This is a genomic window from Amycolatopsis sp. NPDC058340 (assembly GCF_042723975.1).
Taxonomy (GTDB): domain Bacteria; phylum Actinomycetota; class Actinomycetes; order Mycobacteriales; family Pseudonocardiaceae; genus Amycolatopsis.
Map to the genome: position 1 here is coordinate 71,598 of NZ_JBHXIB010000029.1, position 16,434 is coordinate 88,031.

Sequence of the window (16,434 nt, forward strand, 5' to 3'; positions counted from 1 at the left end):
GGTTGTCGCGGCGGGCGCGGGGGGCTTAGGGGCGCGGGGGGGGGGGGGGTGGGTTGGCCAATCCCCATTTACGCATCTTTTCTGCTGGATAATGCGGATTCCCCAACGTCAGCGGCCCGCTCGGGCGTCCCCGATCCTCCACGCCTGACCGGGGCTGTCCGGGCGCGGCCCGGATGATCACCGCAGCTTGTCGACCTCGGCGATCCGCTCCCAGCGGGCGCCGAGCGCGTTGAGCAGCGCGGCCATGTCGATGTCGTCGTCGCCGTCGAGGAGTGCCTTGTCCAGCCTGCGGGCGCGGCGGTTCACCTGGCTCAAGACCGACTTTCCCTCGTCGGTGAGCGAGAGCAGTTTGCGCCGCGCGTCGTGCGGGGACTCGACGCGCTGGATGAGCCCTCGCCGTTCGAGCCTGCGGCACAGGTCGGCCATCGTCGAGGTGTCGAGGGCGACCGCGCCCGCCAGTGAGCTCTGGTCGCTGCCGGGGTAGGCGCGGACCGCGGACAGCACCGCGAACTGCGGACCGGTCAGCACCGGGTCCACGTGCCGGTTCCACGCGGCGAGGTAGGCCTGGTACAGCCGCCGGGCGCCGTAACCGGGCGCCGCCAGCAGGTCGGAGGGCGGCGCGGGAGTGACGGCCGGCGTGTCGTCCCTGCGCCTGCCCGTACGCGGCGATTCACCCATCGCTACTCCTTGTCGGCTCCAACCCGCTGCCCGGGCCCCCGAGGTGATCCTACGTGTCCGGACGGTCGCTCACGGGCAGGCCGCCGAGATCTGTCCGCCGTCACCTCTTGCGTATCCGGATAGTACGTGTTCGTATGAAGACCGGTCTTGCGTACCCGGATAGTACGTGCTCGGATCAATATGGAAGGTGGTCGGCGATGGACCGGAACCTGTTCAACGACATCTGTTTGCGCCAGCTGACGTTCTCGGGGGTGCACGAGGGCGAGACCGTGGTGGTGCTGACCCGCGGCGGTGAGCGGGCGGAGTACGCCGACGCCTTCCTGTGGGCCGCGCAGCAGCTGGGCGCCTCGGCCTACCACATGCGGCTGCCCTCGCCGGTCAGCGCGGCGGGCGCGTGGGCGGTCGGCGACTCGGGGCTCGGGAACATCCCGCTGGCGGTCGAGGCGCTCAAGAGCGTCGACATGGTGGTCGACTGCACGTTCCTGTTGTTCAGCAAGGAACAGTTCGCCATCCAGGACGCGGGCACCCGGATCCTCACCGCCGTCGAACCGCCCGAGCTGCTGGCCAGGCTCATGCCGACGAAGGAACTGCGCGAGCGGGTGGAGATCGGCGCGGAACTCCTCGCCAAGGCGGGCACGATGCGGATCACCAGTCCGGCGGGCACCGACGTCACCTATCAGCTCGGCGTTTACCCGACACTGTCCGAATACGGCTACACCGACACGCCCGGTCGCTGGGACCACTGGCCGGCGGCGTTCGTGTTCACCGGCGGGGCCGACGACGGCGTCGACGGGAAGATCGTGCTGTCGCCGGGCGACGTTCTGTTGCCATTCAACACCTACGTACAAACACCGGTCGAGATCACCATCGAGCAGGGATTCATCCGGGACATCCGCGGCGGAGCCGGATCGTCCGGGCTCGACGCCGACCTGTTGCGCTCCTACATCGAAAGCTTCGAAGACCCCCGCGGCTACGGCATGAGCCACGTGGGCTGGGGGCTCGACGAGCGCGCCCACTGGCACGGCCTGACCCAGTTCCCCGGCGGGATGGGCATGGAACTGCGGAGCTTCTACGGCAACGTCATGTTCTCCATCGGCCCCAACAACGAACTCGGCGGCCCGAACGACACGCCATGCCACTTCGACATCCCGATGCGCGGCAATTCCCTGTACCTGGACGACGAACTGATCGTCGACAACGGCGAGCTGACCGTCGCCGAGATGCGTCCGGCGGCCCGCCGATGAGCGACCACCACATCGGGATGATCGTCCCCAGCTCGAATCTCACGATGGAGACCGAGCTGCCGCGGATGCTGCGCGCCAGGGAGGAAACCGAGCCGGGGGACCGGTTCGTCTTCCATTCCGCGCGGGCCCGGATGCGGCACGTCGAACCCGAACAGCTGCGGGCGATGAACGCCCAGGCCGGCCGGGCGGCGGCCGAACTCGCCGACGCCAAGCCCGACGTCGTCGCCACCGCGTGCCTGGTGGCGATCATGGCACAGGGGCCCGGCTATCACTGCACCGCCGAAGACGACATCACGCGCGTGCTGCGTGAAGAGGGCTGCGACGCGCCGGTCGTCTCCAGCGCCGGTGCGTTGCTGTCCGGGCTCGGTGCGCTCGGGGCCCGCAAGGTCGCGATCATCACGCCGTACATGAAGCCGTTGACCAAGGCGGTGGCGGACTACATCGAGGACGCCGGGTTCGAGGTCGCCGACGCCCTTTCGCTGGAGGTGCCGGACAACCTCGCCGTGGCCCGGCTGGATCCCGCCGGGTTGCGCGAGCATCACCGCAGGCTGAATCTGTCCGATGTGGACGCCCTGGTGCTGTCCGCCTGTGTGCAGATGCCGTCGCTGCCCGCGATCCAGCCGGTGGAGGACGAGATCGGGATCCCGGTCCTGTCGGCGGCGACGGCCACGACGTTCCGGATCCTGACGGAACTCGGGGTCGAGCCCACGGTGCCCGGCGCCGGGAGGTTGCTCAGTGGCGCGGAAGCGCTGACGAAGACGGGAGGCGGGCATGGCCGCGAGTCAGTCGTTTGAGGTCGTAGTCGTCGGTGGCGGGCTCGGTGGGCTCTGTGCGGCGTTGTCCTTGCGGCAGCGGGGTTTGCGCGTCACCGTGGTCGAGGCCGCCCCGGCGCTCGGCGAGATCGGCGCGGGGATCCAGACCGCGCCGAACGCCAGCCGGATCCTCATCGGGCTGGGGCTGCGCGCCCGGCTGGAGCGGGTGCGGACGGAGCCGCAGGATCAGGTGCGCCGCCGCTGGGCCGACGGGAGCATCATCGCCCAGCTGGAGCTGGGCAGGCGGGTGACCGACCAGTACGGCGCGCCCTACTGGCACTACCACCGGGCCGACCTGCACGGAGTCCTGCTCGACGCCTGCGTGGATCCCGACGGGACCGGCCCGGTGGTGCGGGTGGCGACCGGCGCCCGGGTGGTCGACCTCGACCGGACGGTGCCGGACCGGCCCGCCGTGATCACCGCCGACGGACGCCGTTTCACCGGCGACGTCGTGATCGGGGCGGACGGCATCCGGTCTTCGGTGCGCGATCTCGCCGGCTTCGACGACACCCTCGCGTTCTCCGGTGAGATGGCGTACCGGGCCCTGATCTCCGGTGACCTGATCGCGCAGGACCCCGCCACGCGCTTCCTGACCGACCGGTACCACTCCACGATCTGGTACGGCCCCAACAAACACCTGGTGCACTACATGATCCGCGGCGGGGAGTACCTCAACGTGGTCGCGATCGTGCCGTGCACCGAATCGGTGGCGAAGGACTGGAGCGGCCCGGCCACCGCCGCCGAACTCGCCGCCGAATACCACGACTGGGACGATCGGGTTCCGACGATGCTGGCGAAGGCGAAGGACGAGGACGTCTCGGTGTGGGCGATGTACCGCCGTCGCCGTGACCCGGTCTGGGTCGACGGCAGGGTCGCCCTGCTCGGCGACGCCTGCCACGCGATGCTTCCGTACCAGGCGCAAGGCGCGTCCCAGGCGATGGAAGACGCCGCGGTGCTGGCCGAGGAGCTGGGCCGGGTCACCCGCGACGGGATCGACGGGGCACTGGTCCGCTATGTGGACCGGCGCGCGAAGCACGCGGGCATGGTGCAGGACGCCTCGTTGCAGAACATGGACTTCTACCACCTGCCCGACGGTCCCGAACAGCGCGAACGGGACGAGAAGCTGCGGCGCTTCGACGGGGAATCCGACGTTTCCTACGACTGGCTGTGGAACGGCAGCCCGCTCACCGACCCCGACACCGAGTCCATCCACTACCAGTTCGCCCGCTGAGGCGCGCTGGCCGGCAATCGCAACGGAGTGGTTCATGCGTACTGGTGATCAGATCGTCCAGGATTTGCCCTGGCGTTGGAGCGTGCAGGGAAAGATCTTCCTCATCGGCGGGCTGGGCTACATGTTCGATGCCTGGGACGTCGCGCTGAACGGATTCCTCACCCCGCTGGTCGGGACGGAGTTCGGCTTGTCCGCCGGCGGGAAGGGCCTGGTGGCCACCGCGAACCTGATCGGCATGGCCGTCGGCGCGGTCGTCTGGGGCACGATCGCGGACCGGATCGGCCGGAAGCGGGCGTTCAGTGTCACGCTCCTGCTGTTCGCGCTGTTCTCCGTGCTGGGCGCGCTCGCGCCGAACGTGGAGACGTTCCTGGCCCTGCGCTTCCTGGCGGGGATCGGACTCGGCGGCTGTATCCCGGTGGACTACGCGATCGTCAGCGAGTTCTCCCCGCGCAAGCATCGCGGCCGGGTCCTGTCCGCGATGGACGGCTGGTGGCCGATCGGGACCACACTGGCCGCCGTCACCGCGACGCTGCTGCTCCCGGTCGAGGGCAACTGGCGCTGGATGCTGGTGTTGATGATCCTGCCCGCGCTGCTGCTGTTCTGGGTGCGGCGTGGTGTCCCGGAATCACCGCTGTACCTGGTGCGCAAGGGCCGCGAGGCGGAGGCGCGCGCGGTGATCGACGACCTCGTGCGCCGCACGGGTGCCACTCCGGAGCCCTATTCGGTCCCGCCCGCGGTGGTCGAGGACACCCGCGGCGGCGCGGTCGCGGCCGCGTTCGATCAGCTGCGCCGGGTGTGGGCGTTCAACCCGCGGATCACGGCGGTCGCGTGGTCGCTGTTCATCAGCGTCATGCTGGTCTACTACGCCGCGCTCAGCTGGATGCCGTCCATCCTGCGTGCGCAGGGATTCGGCGAGATCGCCGCTTTCGCCTCGACCGCGCTCATGAACGCGACCGGCATCGTCGGTGTCGCGGTGGCAGTGCTCCTGGTCGACAAGGTCGGCCGCAAGCGGATCATCCTGATCGCCGGCCCGCTCACCGCGCTGTCACTCGTGGTGTTCTCCCTGCTGCTCGAAACGCCTGCCGCGGCGGTCGTGGCGATCGGCGCGTTCGGCCTGTTCGCGCTGGTGGTCATCCCGGTGATGTACGCCTACGTCTCCGAGCTCTACCCGACGGAACTCCGGGCTTCGGGGTTCGGCTGGGCGTCGTCGTCGAGCCGGGCGATCACCGGCTTCGCGCCGCTGTTGTTCGGCAGTGTGCTGTGGCCGGTGCTCGGGCTGCCGCTCACCTTCACCGTGCTGGGTGTGCTCGTGGTGGCCGCGGTCGTGTTCATGAAGGTGGGCGCGCCGGAGACCCGCGGCCGCGAACTCGACCGGATCGTCGAACCGGTCGAGGCACCCGCCGAGACCAGGACGGCTCTGTGAAGCCCGCCGCGTTCCGGTACCACCGGGCCCACGACGTCACCGACGCCGTCGGCCTGCTCGGTGAGCTCGCCGCGGCGGGCGAGGATCCGAAACTCATCGCCGGCGGCCAGAGCCTGATGCCGATGATGAACTTCCGGCTCGCCCGCCCGACGGCGCTGGTGGATCTGGGACCGTTGCGCCGGGACCCGGCGCTGAACTCCTTCCGGCGCGACGGTTCCAGCCTCACGATCGGCGCGCTGGTCACCCATCGGACGGTCGAGACGGCCGAATTCGGGCCGGATTTCGACGTGCTCTCCCGCGCGATGCGGTGGGTGGGGCATCTGCCGATCCGCTCACGCGGCACGGTGGCGGGCAGCATCGTCCACGGCGACGCGACCGCGGAATGGTGTCTGCTCGCCCTCCTGCTCGACGCGGTGATCGTCGCCGAAGGCCCGCGCGGCCCCAGGGAGATCCCGGCCGAGGAGATGTTCCACGGCTTCTACACCACGGCCGTCGAACCGGACGAGGTCGTGACGGCGGTGCGCTTCACCCGGCCGTCGCCAAGGGCCGCGTTGACCGAATTCGCCCGCCGCCACGGCGATTTCGCGATCGTCGACGCCGCCGTGAGCATCGACGCGGAGCACGGGGGCCGGGTCGTGCTCGGCGGCGTGGCCCCCGCTCCCGTCCGGGTGCCCGAGGCCGAGGCGCTGCTCGACGGCGGTGCCCCCGGCCCGGAGCTGTTCGCCGCGTGCGGGGCGGCCGCGGCCGCGGCGATCGATCCACCCGACGACGCGGCGGGCAGCGCGGCCTACCGGCGTCGGCTGGCGAGCACCCTCGTCACCCAGGCGCTGCACGAGGCCTGGGAGAAAGGAGAAACGCGATGACCGCACGGTTCGACGGGCGGAACGGCCGCTGGGTCGGCGCGTCGGTGCCCCGGCGCGAGGATCCCCGTCTGCTCACCGGCCGCGGCCGGTTCGTCGACGACATCCGGCTGCCCGGCATGCTGCACGCCGCCTTCGTCCGTTCGACGGTCGCGCACGGAAAGCTCGCCGGGATCGACCTGTCGGCCACGCTGGCGGTCGATGGGGTCGTCGCCGCGTACACGGCGGAAGACCTGGGGCTCGGTGACATCGTCGCTCTGCTCGACCGTCCGCCGGAGGAGTTCTCGCCGACCGCGATGCCGATCCTCGCCAGGGAGAAGGTGCGGTTCACCGGCGAACCGGTGGCGCTGGTCGTCGCCCGCGATCCGTACAGCGCCGAGGACGGTGTCGAGGCCGCGGTGGTGGATTACGAGCCGCTCGGGGCGATCGTGTCGGAGGAGTCGGCGTTGGCCGCGGGCGCTCCGCTGGTACACGACGAGGCGCCGGGCAACGTGCTGGTCGACGTGTCGATGTTCGACACACCCGGAGTCGACGCGGCGTTCGAGGCGGCCCGCGCGGGTGGCGGCCGGGTGGTCGAGGTCGTCACGAAGAGCGGACGGCAGAACGCGCTCCCGCTCGAAACCCGGGGAGTGGTCGCGTCCTGGGACGACCACGACGACCAGCTGCTCGTCCAGATGTGCACCCAGGTGCCGCACCAGGTGCGCACGGCGATGGCCCGATCGCTGCGGGTCCCCGAACGCACCGTGCGGGTCACCGTCCCGGACATGGGCGGCGGCTTCGGCCAGAAATGCGTCGTCGGCCGCGAGGAGATCGCGGTCGCGGCGGCGGCCCGGCGGCTGAACCGGCCGGTGAAATGGATCGAAGACCGGCGCGAGGCGCTCACGGCCGGATTCCTCGCCAGGGAACAGCGTTACCGTACGCTGGCGGCGTTCGACGAGGACGGGCGGATCACCGCGCTGGACGTCGACGTCGTCTGCGACATGGGCGCCTACTCCTGCTACCCGTTCACGGCGGGGATCGAGCCGCTGATGGCGTCGGCCGAGATGCCCAGCGTGTACCAGGTGCCCGAGTATCGCGTCCGTGCCCGCGCCATCGCGAGCAACAAGGCACCGACGGCGCCCTATCGAGGGGTCAGCCGCCCGCAGTACGTGATGGCGATCGAGCGGGTCATGGAACGCGCCGCCAGGGAACTCGGCCTCGATCCGGTCGAGATCCGGCGGCGCAACGTGATCACGCAGTTCCCGTACACCGGGGTCAACGCCATCACCTACGACCCCGGCACCTACCGCGAATCGCTCGAACTCGCCGAAGCGGCGATCCGGGACGAGGGCTGGTACGAGACCCGGGAGCGCGCCGCCGCCGAGGGCAGGCATATCGGCATCGGCTACTGCTGTTTCTCCGAGCGGACCGGATACGGCTCCGGCGCCTTCGCCAAACGGAAGATGGCCGTGGTCCCCGGTTTCGACATCTCCGAGATCCGGATGGACACCACCGGCTCCGTCGTGGTCACCAGCGGCACCATGAACCACGGCCAGTCCCATGAGACGACGTTGGCGCAGATCGTGGCCGACCGGCTCGGGCTGCACCTCGACCAGGTCAAGCTCCGGCAGGGCGACACCGAGCGCATCGCCTACGGCTGGGGGACTTTCGCCTCCCGCTCGGTGACGATCGGCGGCTCGGCGGTGTCCCTCGCGGCCGGGAAACTCGGCGAACTGCTCTGCAAGATCGCCGCGCACCTGCTCGAAACGAGTCCCGACAACGTCCGCCTCGACGGTGACGGCGGCGTCGTCCAGATCGACGATCCGGAGCGGCGCACGTCGTTCGAGGAGATCGCGGACGTGGCGTACCTGCGCAGCCACCTGCTGCCCAAGGACGTCGAGCCGACGCTGACGGCCACGGCGAGCTTCGACGTGCCCGGCGACGGCACGTTCTCGAACGCCACGCACGCCGTGGTCGTCGAAGCCGACCCGGGCACCGGCCAGATCAAGATCCTGCGCTACGCGTGCGTGGAGGACTGCGGGGTGGTGATCCACCCGCAGGTCGTCGACGGCCAATGCCGCGGCGGGATCGCGCAGGGTATCGCCGGCGCGTTGTTCGAGGAGGTCACGTACGCGGGCAACGGGGAACCGTCGGCCGCCAGTTTCATCGACTACCTGGTCCCGACCGCGACGGAGATCCCCGACATCACCGTCACCCACCTCGAAACCCCTTGCGCGTTCACGGAAAACGGGGCGAAGGGAGCGGGGGAGGGTGGCACCATCGGCGCGCCGGCCGCGGTGCTGAACGCGATCAACGACGCGCTGCGTCACACGGGAGTCGAACTCGACGTGACCCCGGTGCATCCGCAGACCGTGCTCGCCGCGCTCGACGCGGGGGTCCACAAGGAAATGAGCGTTCCATCATGAGCGACCGGCACCTGATCGACCTGACCGTCAACGGCGAGACGCACGAGGTCCTCGTCGAGCCGCGCAAGACCCTGCTCGACGTGCTGCGGCACGACCTCGGGCTCACCGGCACCCACGTCGGCTGCGAGCACGGGGTGTGCGGTGCCTGCACCGTCCTCGTCGACGGCGAACCGGTGCGGGCGTGCCTGATGTTCGCCGTGCAGGCGGAGGCGGCGGAGATCCGCACGGTCGAGTCGTTGAGCCGGGACGGCGAACTTTCCGATCTGCAGCGGTCTTTCAGCGAGCACCACGGCCTGCAGTGCGGCTTCTGCACCCCCGGATTCCTCATGCTGGCCGAGGGATTCCTGGCCCAGCGGCCGGACGCCGGACGCGAGGAGATCCGCGAGGCCGTCTCGGCGAATCTGTGCCGCTGCACGGGTTACCAGACGATCGTGGACGCGATCGAGGCGACCGCGACCCGTCGATGCCACGCCAAGCAGAAGGAGGCGACAGCGTGATCCTCGAAAACCAGCTGTCCGTACCGGCCGGACCCGACGAGGTCTTCGCCTTGATCAACGACGTCGAACGCGTGGCGGGCTGTCTGCCGGGCGCGACCCTCGACGGGCGGCAGGACGACGCCTATCTCGGCCGCGTCAAGGTCAAGGTCGGCCCGATCACCGCCGCCTACTCGGGCACGGTGCGCTTCACCGACGTCACCGAGGCCGACCGCAGTCTGCGGCTGGTGGCCAGGGGAGCGGACGCCCACGGCAACGGCGACGCGGAGGCCGACGTGACGCTGACCGTGCGCGAGGCACCCGGCGGCGCCACCATCGAACTGCGCACCGATCTGTCGATCCGCGGCAAGCTCGCCCAGTTCGGCAAGGGCGCGATCGGCGCCGTCTCCACCCGGCTGCTCGACCAGTTCGCCCGCAATCTCGCCGACCAGCTTCGAGCGGGGCCCGTCGCGGCCACGAGCGCCGCTCCCGCGCCGGAAGCCGTCGACGGGCTCGCCATGGTGCTTCCGGAGGGCGTCAAGCGCTACGGCGTGATCGCGGCCGCCGCGGCGCTCGGGCTGTTCCAGGGCTGGCTGCTGGGCCGGATCCGCACCCAGGACAAACTGATCAAGGAGTTGCAGCGTGCCCGCCGATGACACTCTCGACAGCGTGTACGACCGAGCCGGTTTCGGTGCGAGCGTGCCGCGCGGATCGCGTCCGGCGCTGGTCGTGGTCGACCTGACCCGGGGGTTCACCGAACCCGCCTTCCCGTCCGGCGCCGATCTCACCGCCGAAGTCACCGCGACCGCCGCTCTCGTCGCCGAGGCACGGCGACAGAACGTGCCGGTGATCTATACCGCGATCAGTTACACGCCGGCCGAGGCGGACGGTGACGCCGTGGCGTGGCTACGGAAAGCGCCCGGGATGCGGGCGCTTCGCGAAGGAAGCGAAGCGGTCGCCCTCGACCCGCGGCTCGAGCAGCGCGAGGGCGACCATTTGATCCTGAAAAAGGGCGCCTCGGCGTTTCACGGGACTTCGCTGGCCGCGCTCCTCACGAGTCTGGGCGCGGACACCGTCGTCGTCTGCGGCGCCACGACATCAGGATGTGTCCGCGCGACCGCCGTCGACGCCGTCCAATCCGGTTTCGACACCCTCGTCGTCCGGGAAGCCTGTGGTGACCGCGCGCGGGGTCCGCACGATGCCGCTTTGTTCGACCTGCAAGCGAAATACGCGGACGTCGTCGGACTCGACGAGGCCCTGGCGTATCTCGCGGATCTGGATGGCCGCACGCTCGGTCAACCGGCTTTGGCGGATCTCGGCGACGTTCCGGCGACCGGCCGCTGGGTGACGTCGGGTCCGGTCCGGCTGCACGTTCTCGACTACGGTCCCGCCGACGGGGTCCCGGTGCTCGTGCTGCCGGGGATCACCAGCCCGGCGGTCACGATGGACTTCGTGGCACGGGAGCTCACCGATCTCGTGCGTCCGCTCGTGCTCGACGTCCGCGGCCGCGGGTTGTCCGACGACGCCGCGGAGTACGACCTGGCGAGCTACGCCGCGGACGTCGAGGCGGTCGTGGACGGACTCGGGCTGCGCGATCCGATCCTGTTCGGACACTCCATGGGCGCGCGGATCGCCGCCCGCGCCGCCGCCACCCGGCCGTACCGGGGCACGGTGCTGGCCGACCCTCCCCTGAGCGGTCCCGGACGGGCGCCGTACCCGACCACCCTCGACGCCTTCCTCGGACAGCTCGACCAGGCCCGCCGGGGGACCGATGCCGACGAGGTGGCCCGGTCGTGGCCGCGATGGCCGCGCCGGGAACAGGAATTGCGCGCCCGCTGGCTGTCTTCGTGCTCCCGCGACGCGATCGTCGCCACCCACGCCGGATTCGAATCCGAGGACTTCTTCGACGACTGGCCGAAGGTGGCCGCCCCGACGTACTTCCTGTACGGCGGCGCGAGCCCGGTCGTCACCGCCGCCGGTGCGGCCGAGGCCGCCGAGCGCAATCCGTCGGCGGAACTCGTCGAGATCCCGAAGGCCGGGCACATGATCTTCTGGGACGAGCCGGAGGCCGCTCTTGCCGCGCTGCGGGAGGCGCTGCGGAAACTTATTGGGAGGTAAGGCAAACCGCGTCTGCTGGGTCCGCACGTTGCGAAAGCCACTTTCCCAACCTTCAACGTTGCGAAAGTGGCTTTCGCAACACGCCACCTTCTCCTTACCCCCAGCAGCGGAACAGCACTCCGGTCAGCGGCGGCCGCTGAGCGTGCTGGAACCGGCGTACCGGGCCTCGGTGCCGAGTTCCTCTTCGATGCGGATGAGCTGGTTGTACTTGGCCGTGCGGTCGGAGCGCGAGAGCGAGCCGGTTTTGATCTGACCGCAGTTGGTGGCGACGGCGAGGTCGGCGATGGTGGTGTCCTCGGTCTCGCCGGAGCGGTGCGACATCACCACGGAATAGCCTGCCTTGTGCGCGGTCTCGACCGTGGTGAGGGTTTCGGTGAGCGTCCCGATCTGGTTGACCTTGACCAGGATCGAGTTCCCGATGCCTCGCTCGATACCGTCGTTGAGCAGGTTCACGTTGGTGCAGAAGACATCGTCGCCGACGAGCTGGACGCGGTCGCCGATGGTGTCGGTGAGCTGCTTCCAGCCGGTGAAGTCGTCCTGGGCGACACCGTCCTCAATGGACACGATGGGGTAGCGCGAGGTCAGGTCGGCGAGGTAGGCCACGTGCTCCTCGACGCTGCGCTTGCGCCCCTCGCCGGTGTAGTCGTAGACGCCGTCGGTGTAGAACTCGGACGCGGCCGGGTCGAGCAGCAGGGCGATGTCCTCGCCGGGCGTGTAGCCGGACTGCTCGATGGCGCGCAGCACGAATTCGAGTGCTTCGTCGGCGGAGCTGAGATTCGGCGCGAAGCCGCCTTCGTCGCCGACGTTGGTGCCGTGTCCGGCTTCGCGCAGCGAAACGCGCAGAGTGTGGAACACCTCCGACCCCATCCGGACGGCGTCGGCGAAGGTCTCCGCGCCGAGCGGGCCGATCATGAACTCCTGGAAGTCGATCGGGTTGTCGGCGTGCGCTCCGCCGTTGATGATGTTCATCATCGGCATCGGAAGCAGATGCGCGAACACGCCGCCGACGTAGCGGTACAGCGGAAGTCGTTTCGCGGCCGCGGCGGCTTTCGCCACGGCCAGCGAGACGCCGAGGGTGGCGTTGGCACCGAGCCGCGCCTTGTTCGCGGTGCCGTCGAGCGCGATCAGCACGCGGTCGACGTCGGCCTGTGCTTCGGCGTCGAGCCCGACGACGGCCTCGGCGATCTCGGTGTTGACGGCGTCGACGGCTTTGCGGACACCCTTGCCGTGGAAACGGTTCTTGTCGCCGTCACGCAGTTCGACGGCTTCCTTGGTACCGGTGGAGGCGCCCGACGGGACGGCGGCCCGTCCGAGCGAGCCGTCCGCGAGTTCGACGTCGACCTCGACGGTCGGGTTGCCCCGGCTGTCGAGGATCTGACGGCCATGGACGCGGATGATGGCGGTCATGTGCACTCCTTGCCTGGTCGCGCGGCCCCCGGTGAGCAGCGGGACGTCCGCGAGGCTAGCAGAGAATCCCTGAATCGATCCCGAGCTCTGACCAGGCAATTCAGGTAGTGGCGTAGGACCCAGGGCCCAGAGGTGCCGGGCAGGATCGGTCCCCGGTCCGACGCGCGCGGGTGTCCCGCTGGAATTGACTGGCGAGCGACGTGATCGTGCTCGACGGGAAGAAGACCTGATGCTCAAGTTCGACCGGCTCACCAAACGACGAGGATCGGCGACGATCCTTTCCGACGTCAGTTTCGAAGCGCGCCCGGGCAGGGTGACCGGTTTCCTCGGGCCCAACGGTGCCGGGAAGTCGTCGACCCTGCGGATCCTGCTCGGACTTGACCGGCCGACGTCGGGAACCGCGCTGGTCGACGGCGTTCCGTTCGCCGGGCTACGGGATCCCCTGCGCAAGGTCGGCGCCGTTCTCGACGGTTCGGGCGCGCATCGCTCGCGCACCGGCCGGGCGCAGCTGAACTGGGTCGCGGCGGCGGGCGGTATCCAGCGCGGCAGGGTGGACGAGGTCCTCGCGGAGGTCGGTCTGTCCGCCGCCGCGGGCAAACGCGTCCGCGGCTACTCGCTGGGGATGGGGCGGCGGCTGGCACTGGCGGCGGCGCTGCTCGGCGACCCCGAGGTGCTGGTGCTCGACGAACCGGTCAACGGCCTCGATCCGGAAGGCATCCGCTGGATCCGCGGTTTCCTCCGTGAGCGGGCCGCGGCCGGGCGGACCGTCCTGCTTTCCAGTCATCTCATGGGAGAACTGTCGGAGACGGTCGACGACGTCGTGGTCATCGACGGAGGCAGGATCGTCGCGCGGGGAACACTCGCCGAGGTCGTCGGCGGGCACCGGAGCCTGGAGGACGCCTTCTTCGCGCTCACCACGGGGGCCGTGCGATGAGGGTTTATCGAGCAGAACTGCGCAAACTCACCTCGCTGCCGTCGGTCTGGGCCGCGGCCGCGGTCGGCCTGCTTCTCCCGGCCGCTCTGACGTTCCTCAACGTGAGGGCGGCGGGCGGAAACGTGGATCGCGGATTCCAGGAGCTCGCGTTCGGTGTGGTGGGCGCGATCATCCTGGGTGTCGTCGCGGTGAGCAGTGAATACACCACCGAGGGGGAGAACGCCGGTGGCGGACGTCAGATCACCACGAGTCTCACGGTGGTGCCGTCCCGGCGGCGATTGCTGGTCACGAAGCTGGCGGCGGTGATCACCGCCGTCGCCGCGCTGGCAACGGTTTCCTCGACGATCACCCTCACCATCGTCGAAGCTTTCGGCGTGAGCGATTTCGGGCGCCTGCCAGGAGTCGTCCTCTACTGGGTGCTGACGGCCCTGCTCGCCTCCGGTCTGACCTTGGTGACGCGCAACGGAATCCTGCCGCTCACCGTGCTGATCCTGAACACGTCGGTGGTCACGGTCACCTACCTGCTCGCGAAACTCACGCCGCTGGCCGTGTTCTTCCCGGACCTGGCCGGGTTCCGGATGTTCATCGAGCGGGTGGATCTCCCCGTCCGGCTCTCGCCGGTCACCGGGGGCCTGGTGATGACGGCCTGGGTCGTGGCGCTGCTCGCCGCGGGCTTCCTGGTCTTCCGCGGGAGGGACGCGTGACGGGCGGCCGGGCGATCCGGGCCGAGATCCTCAAACTGCTCGGCCTTCCGGCGACGTATTTCACCCTGCTCGGCACCTTGGGTGTTTCGGCGATCCTCGCGAACGCGTTTTCGCGACAAGGCGTCTCACCCGTCGGCTACACCCAGGCCGGGTTCATCGTCTTCGGCGTCATCGCGGTGACGTCGGAGTACAGCGGCGGCCAGATCCACCGGACCCTGACCGCCATGCCGCGCCGGATCACCTTGCACCTGACCAAAATGACGGCACTCCTGATCGTGACCGTCCCGGCGGCCATCGTGACCGCGCTGGCCGGCGGACCGTCGTCCGACGCGGTGGGAGCGAGCGCCTACCTCGCGCTCACCACGGTCCTTTCCGCCGCCGTCGCGACCGTCGTGCGGTGGAGTATCCCGGCGGTGGCCGGGCTGCTCGGGTACTACTTCGTCGCGGGCCCGCTTCTCCGGGACAGAGCCACGTTCGCGGCCTATCTGCCGGACGCGGCGAGCCACGACTTGCGTGCGCTCGGCGGCTCGGCCGTCGTGCTCGGCTGGGTGCTCGTCGCGGTGGGGATCGCCGCGATCACGTTCCACCGGCGGGACGCCTGACCGCACGCGGGGCCACCAAGCCCAGGTCGTACGCCGTGATCACCAGCTGAGCGCGGTCGCGGGCCGAAAGCTTGCTCAGGAGCCGGCTGATGTGCGTCTTGACGGTCTTGACGGAGATGGTCAGCGTCTCGGCTATCTCGGTGTTGGACAGCCCGCGGCCGACGAACGTGAGGATCTCGATTTCACGCTGGGTCAGCCCGGCGGGCGGGGGAGGGTTCCGGTGCGGCGGCGCCGTGACGTAGTGCTCTATCAGCCGGGTGAGGATGGCGGGCGCGAACAGGGATTCGCCGGTGTGCGTCCGGCGGACGGCGGCGAGGAGTTCGTCCGGTTCGGTGTCCTTGAGCAGGAAACCGCTCGCTCCCGCGCGGAGCGCGCCGTAGACGTACTCGTCCAGCTCGAACATGCTCAGCACGAGGATCCTGGTCCCGTCCAGGCCGGGGCAGGCGCTGATCTCCTTGGTGGCCACGATCCCGTCCTGGCCGGGCATGCGGATGTCCATCAGCACGACGTCCGGGCGCAGCCGCCGCGCCATTTCCACGGCCTGGATTCCGTCCTCGGCCTGTCCGACGACGACCATGTCCGGCGTGGCGCCGATGATGATCGCCAGGCTGTGCCGCAGCAGCCGCTGGTCGTCGGCGAGCAGGACGCGGATCGGTGGCTGTTCGGGCTCGGTCACCGGTTTGCTCCGTCCGGTAGTCGTGCGGTGAGGCGGAATCCGGTTCCGGCCGGTGCCGCGTGCAGGTCGCCGCCGAGTACCTCGGCCCGTTCCCGAAGCCCGGCCAGACCGTGGCCGGCACCGGCGGCGGGGGACCAGTCACTTCGCGGCCCGTCGTCCTCGACGGTCACGACGATCGTGTCGCCCTCGCGCCGCAACCCGACGCGAGCGGTGGTCGGTCCGGCGTACCGTGCGGTGTTCGCGACGGCTTCGCGGACGATTTCGCAGACCGTCGCTTGCACCCCAGGGGAAACGTCCCCGAGTTCGCCGACGTCCAATCGCGGCTCGAGGCCGAGCGGGCGGGCGGCCACGACGATGGCGGGAAGATCCGACAGGTTCCGCACGGGTCGCAACGGCGCGCCGCTCTCTTCAGGGTCGCGAAGCACGGCGAGCATGCGCCGGAGTTCGGTGACCGCGTCCCGGCTCGTCCGCTCGATGTCGACGAGCGCCTGTTCGCGCTCCGCTTCCCGGACTTCTCCTTGGACCCGTCTCGCCGCACTGGCCCGCAGCGTGATCACGCCGAGGCCGTGGGAAACGATGTCGTGGAGTTCCCGGGCGATCCGGAGCCGCTCATACTGCGTGGCGTGCTCGGCCGCCCAGCGGGTGAGGCGCGCTTCGTAGTCGAGGCGGCGTTTGCGGGCGCGGACCAGCGTCCACGTCGTGACGCCGATGGCCGTGGCCACGACGAGAATCGGCACGACGACCGCGCCGGGCCCGTCCGCGCCGACGGCCAGCAGCGCGACCACGGCCACGACCAGCACCGCGGAGGCGACCAGCCACGCACGCGATCGCCATTCGGGGCGGTCCGGCGGTGTCATCACCGGCCAT

At 69.9% G+C, this 16,434-nt stretch carries 16 protein-coding genes; 12 read left to right on the plus strand and 4 right to left on the minus strand.

Annotated elements, in window-relative coordinates:
* Positions 1-177: 177 nt before the first annotated feature.
* Complete coding sequence (locus ACFWIW_RS27390) at positions 178-678, minus strand: MarR family winged helix-turn-helix transcriptional regulator (RefSeq protein ID WP_378371104.1); 501 nt, start codon at positions 676-678, stop codon at positions 178-180.
* Between the two features lie 197 nt (positions 679-875).
* On the opposite strand from ACFWIW_RS27390, the gene ACFWIW_RS27395 reads away from it, so the two are divergent.
* The 9 genes from ACFWIW_RS27395 to ACFWIW_RS27435 are packed head-to-tail and all read left to right on the plus strand — an operon-like array spanning position 876 to position 11,244.
* The gene (locus tag ACFWIW_RS27395) at positions 876-1,922 is read left to right on the plus strand and encodes a leucyl aminopeptidase (RefSeq protein WP_034314998.1); all 1,047 of its coding nucleotides are present in this window, start codon (positions 876-878) and stop codon (positions 1,920-1,922) included.
* A complete protein-coding gene (locus ACFWIW_RS27400; protein ID WP_378371105.1) occupies positions 1,919-2,716 on the plus strand; it encodes an aspartate/glutamate racemase family protein in 798 nt (265 codons plus the stop codon). Before ACFWIW_RS27395 ends, ACFWIW_RS27400 begins: the two co-directional genes overlap by 4 nt.
* Positions 2,694-3,965 carry an FAD-dependent monooxygenase gene (locus ACFWIW_RS27405; RefSeq protein WP_378371106.1) on the plus strand — a complete coding sequence of 424 codons (1,272 nt, stop codon included), beginning with the start codon at positions 2,694-2,696 and terminating at the stop codon, positions 3,963-3,965. Before ACFWIW_RS27400 ends, ACFWIW_RS27405 begins: the two co-directional genes overlap by 23 nt.
* A 34-nt stretch (positions 3,966-3,999) precedes the next feature.
* Complete coding sequence (locus tag ACFWIW_RS27410) at positions 4,000-5,388, plus strand: MFS transporter (RefSeq protein WP_378371107.1); 1,389 nt, start codon at positions 4,000-4,002, stop codon at positions 5,386-5,388.
* A complete protein-coding gene (locus ACFWIW_RS27415) occupies positions 5,385-6,251 on the plus strand; it encodes an FAD binding domain-containing protein (protein WP_378371108.1) in 867 nt (288 codons plus the stop codon). Before ACFWIW_RS27410 ends, ACFWIW_RS27415 begins: the two co-directional genes overlap by 4 nt.
* Complete coding sequence (locus ACFWIW_RS27420; RefSeq protein WP_378371109.1) at positions 6,248-8,653, plus strand: xanthine dehydrogenase family protein molybdopterin-binding subunit; 2,406 nt, start codon at positions 6,248-6,250, stop codon at positions 8,651-8,653. Before ACFWIW_RS27415 ends, ACFWIW_RS27420 begins: the two co-directional genes overlap by 4 nt.
* Complete coding sequence (locus ACFWIW_RS27425; RefSeq protein ID WP_378371110.1) at positions 8,650-9,150, plus strand: (2Fe-2S)-binding protein; 501 nt, start codon at positions 8,650-8,652, stop codon at positions 9,148-9,150. Before ACFWIW_RS27420 ends, ACFWIW_RS27425 begins: the two co-directional genes overlap by 4 nt.
* Positions 9,147-9,782: an SRPBCC family protein gene (locus tag ACFWIW_RS27430; protein WP_378371111.1), complete on the plus strand. Its 636-nt coding sequence runs from the start codon at positions 9,147-9,149 to the stop codon at positions 9,780-9,782. Before ACFWIW_RS27425 ends, ACFWIW_RS27430 begins: the two co-directional genes overlap by 4 nt.
* Positions 9,769-11,244, plus strand: coding sequence for an isochorismatase family protein (locus ACFWIW_RS27435; RefSeq protein ID WP_378371112.1), 1,476 nt, complete (start codon positions 9,769-9,771; stop codon positions 11,242-11,244). The genes ACFWIW_RS27430 and ACFWIW_RS27435 overlap by 14 nt, the downstream gene beginning before the upstream one ends.
* Before the next feature lie 123 nt (positions 11,245-11,367).
* Here ACFWIW_RS27435 and eno read toward each other — a convergent pair whose 3' ends face one another.
* On the minus strand, positions 11,368-12,651 hold the full coding sequence (eno, locus tag ACFWIW_RS27440; RefSeq protein ID WP_378371113.1) for a phosphopyruvate hydratase: 1,284 nt from the start codon (positions 12,649-12,651) through the stop codon (positions 11,368-11,370).
* Positions 12,652-12,880: 229 nt separating this feature from the next.
* Between eno and ACFWIW_RS27445 the strand changes: the two genes are divergently transcribed.
* From ACFWIW_RS27445 to ACFWIW_RS27455, 3 genes are read left to right on the plus strand one after another with little or no spacing between them, the layout of a single operon-like run.
* Entirely contained in the window at positions 12,881-13,585 is a 705-nt protein-coding gene (locus ACFWIW_RS27445) for an ABC transporter ATP-binding protein (RefSeq protein ID WP_378371114.1), read from the plus strand.
* Positions 13,582-14,289 carry an ABC transporter permease gene (locus ACFWIW_RS27450; protein WP_378371115.1) on the plus strand — a complete coding sequence of 236 codons (708 nt, stop codon included), beginning with the start codon at positions 13,582-13,584 and terminating at the stop codon, positions 14,287-14,289. Before ACFWIW_RS27445 ends, ACFWIW_RS27450 begins: the two co-directional genes overlap by 4 nt.
* The gene (locus tag ACFWIW_RS27455; protein ID WP_378371116.1) at positions 14,286-14,891 is read left to right on the plus strand and encodes a hypothetical protein; all 606 of its coding nucleotides are present in this window, start codon (positions 14,286-14,288) and stop codon (positions 14,889-14,891) included. The genes ACFWIW_RS27450 and ACFWIW_RS27455 overlap by 4 nt, the downstream gene beginning before the upstream one ends.
* Here ACFWIW_RS27455 and ACFWIW_RS27460 read toward each other — a convergent pair.
* Both ACFWIW_RS27460 and ACFWIW_RS27465 read right to left on the minus strand, forming a co-directional pair.
* Positions 14,866-15,567 carry a response regulator gene (locus ACFWIW_RS27460; RefSeq protein WP_378371117.1) on the minus strand — a complete coding sequence of 234 codons (702 nt, stop codon included), beginning with the start codon at positions 15,565-15,567 and terminating at the stop codon, positions 14,866-14,868. The genes ACFWIW_RS27455 and ACFWIW_RS27460 overlap by 26 nt on opposite strands.
* Positions 15,564-16,424 carry a sensor histidine kinase gene (locus tag ACFWIW_RS27465; protein ID WP_378371118.1) on the minus strand — a complete coding sequence of 287 codons (861 nt, stop codon included), beginning with the start codon at positions 16,422-16,424 and terminating at the stop codon, positions 15,564-15,566. The genes ACFWIW_RS27460 and ACFWIW_RS27465 overlap by 4 nt, the downstream gene beginning before the upstream one ends.
* Positions 16,425-16,434 lie beyond the last annotated feature (10 nt).

What these genes read in the sequence shown, in the direction of transcription:
- ACFWIW_RS27450 (WP_378371115.1), top strand. Translation starts at nt 13,582, where the DNA reads ATGAGGGTTTATCGAGCAGAACTGCGCAAACTCACCTCGCTGCCGTCG.
- ACFWIW_RS27410 (WP_378371107.1), top strand. Translation starts at nt 4,000, where the DNA reads ATGCGTACTGGTGATCAGATCGTCCAGGATTTGCCCTGGCGTTGGAGC.
- ACFWIW_RS27405 (WP_378371106.1), top strand. Translation starts at nt 2,694, where the DNA reads ATGGCCGCGAGTCAGTCGTTTGAGGTCGTAGTCGTCGGTGGCGGGCTC.
- ACFWIW_RS27420 (WP_378371109.1), top strand. Translation starts at nt 6,248, where the DNA reads ATGACCGCACGGTTCGACGGGCGGAACGGCCGCTGGGTCGGCGCGTCG.
- eno (WP_378371113.1), bottom strand. Translation starts at nt 12,651, where the DNA reads ATGACCGCCATCATCCGCGTCCATGGCCGTCAGATCCTCGACAGCCGG.
- ACFWIW_RS27395 (WP_034314998.1), top strand. Translation starts at nt 876, where the DNA reads ATGGACCGGAACCTGTTCAACGACATCTGTTTGCGCCAGCTGACGTTC.
- ACFWIW_RS27400 (WP_378371105.1), top strand. Translation starts at nt 1,919, where the DNA reads ATGAGCGACCACCACATCGGGATGATCGTCCCCAGCTCGAATCTCACG.
- ACFWIW_RS27465 (WP_378371118.1), bottom strand. Translation starts at nt 16,424, where the DNA reads ATGACACCGCCGGACCGCCCCGAATGGCGATCGCGTGCGTGGCTGGTC.
- ACFWIW_RS27390 (WP_378371104.1), bottom strand. Translation starts at nt 678, where the DNA reads ATGGGTGAATCGCCGCGTACGGGCAGGCGCAGGGACGACACGCCGGCC.
- ACFWIW_RS27425 (WP_378371110.1), top strand. Translation starts at nt 8,650, where the DNA reads ATGAGCGACCGGCACCTGATCGACCTGACCGTCAACGGCGAGACGCAC.
- ACFWIW_RS27445 (WP_378371114.1), top strand. Translation starts at nt 12,881, where the DNA reads ATGCTCAAGTTCGACCGGCTCACCAAACGACGAGGATCGGCGACGATC.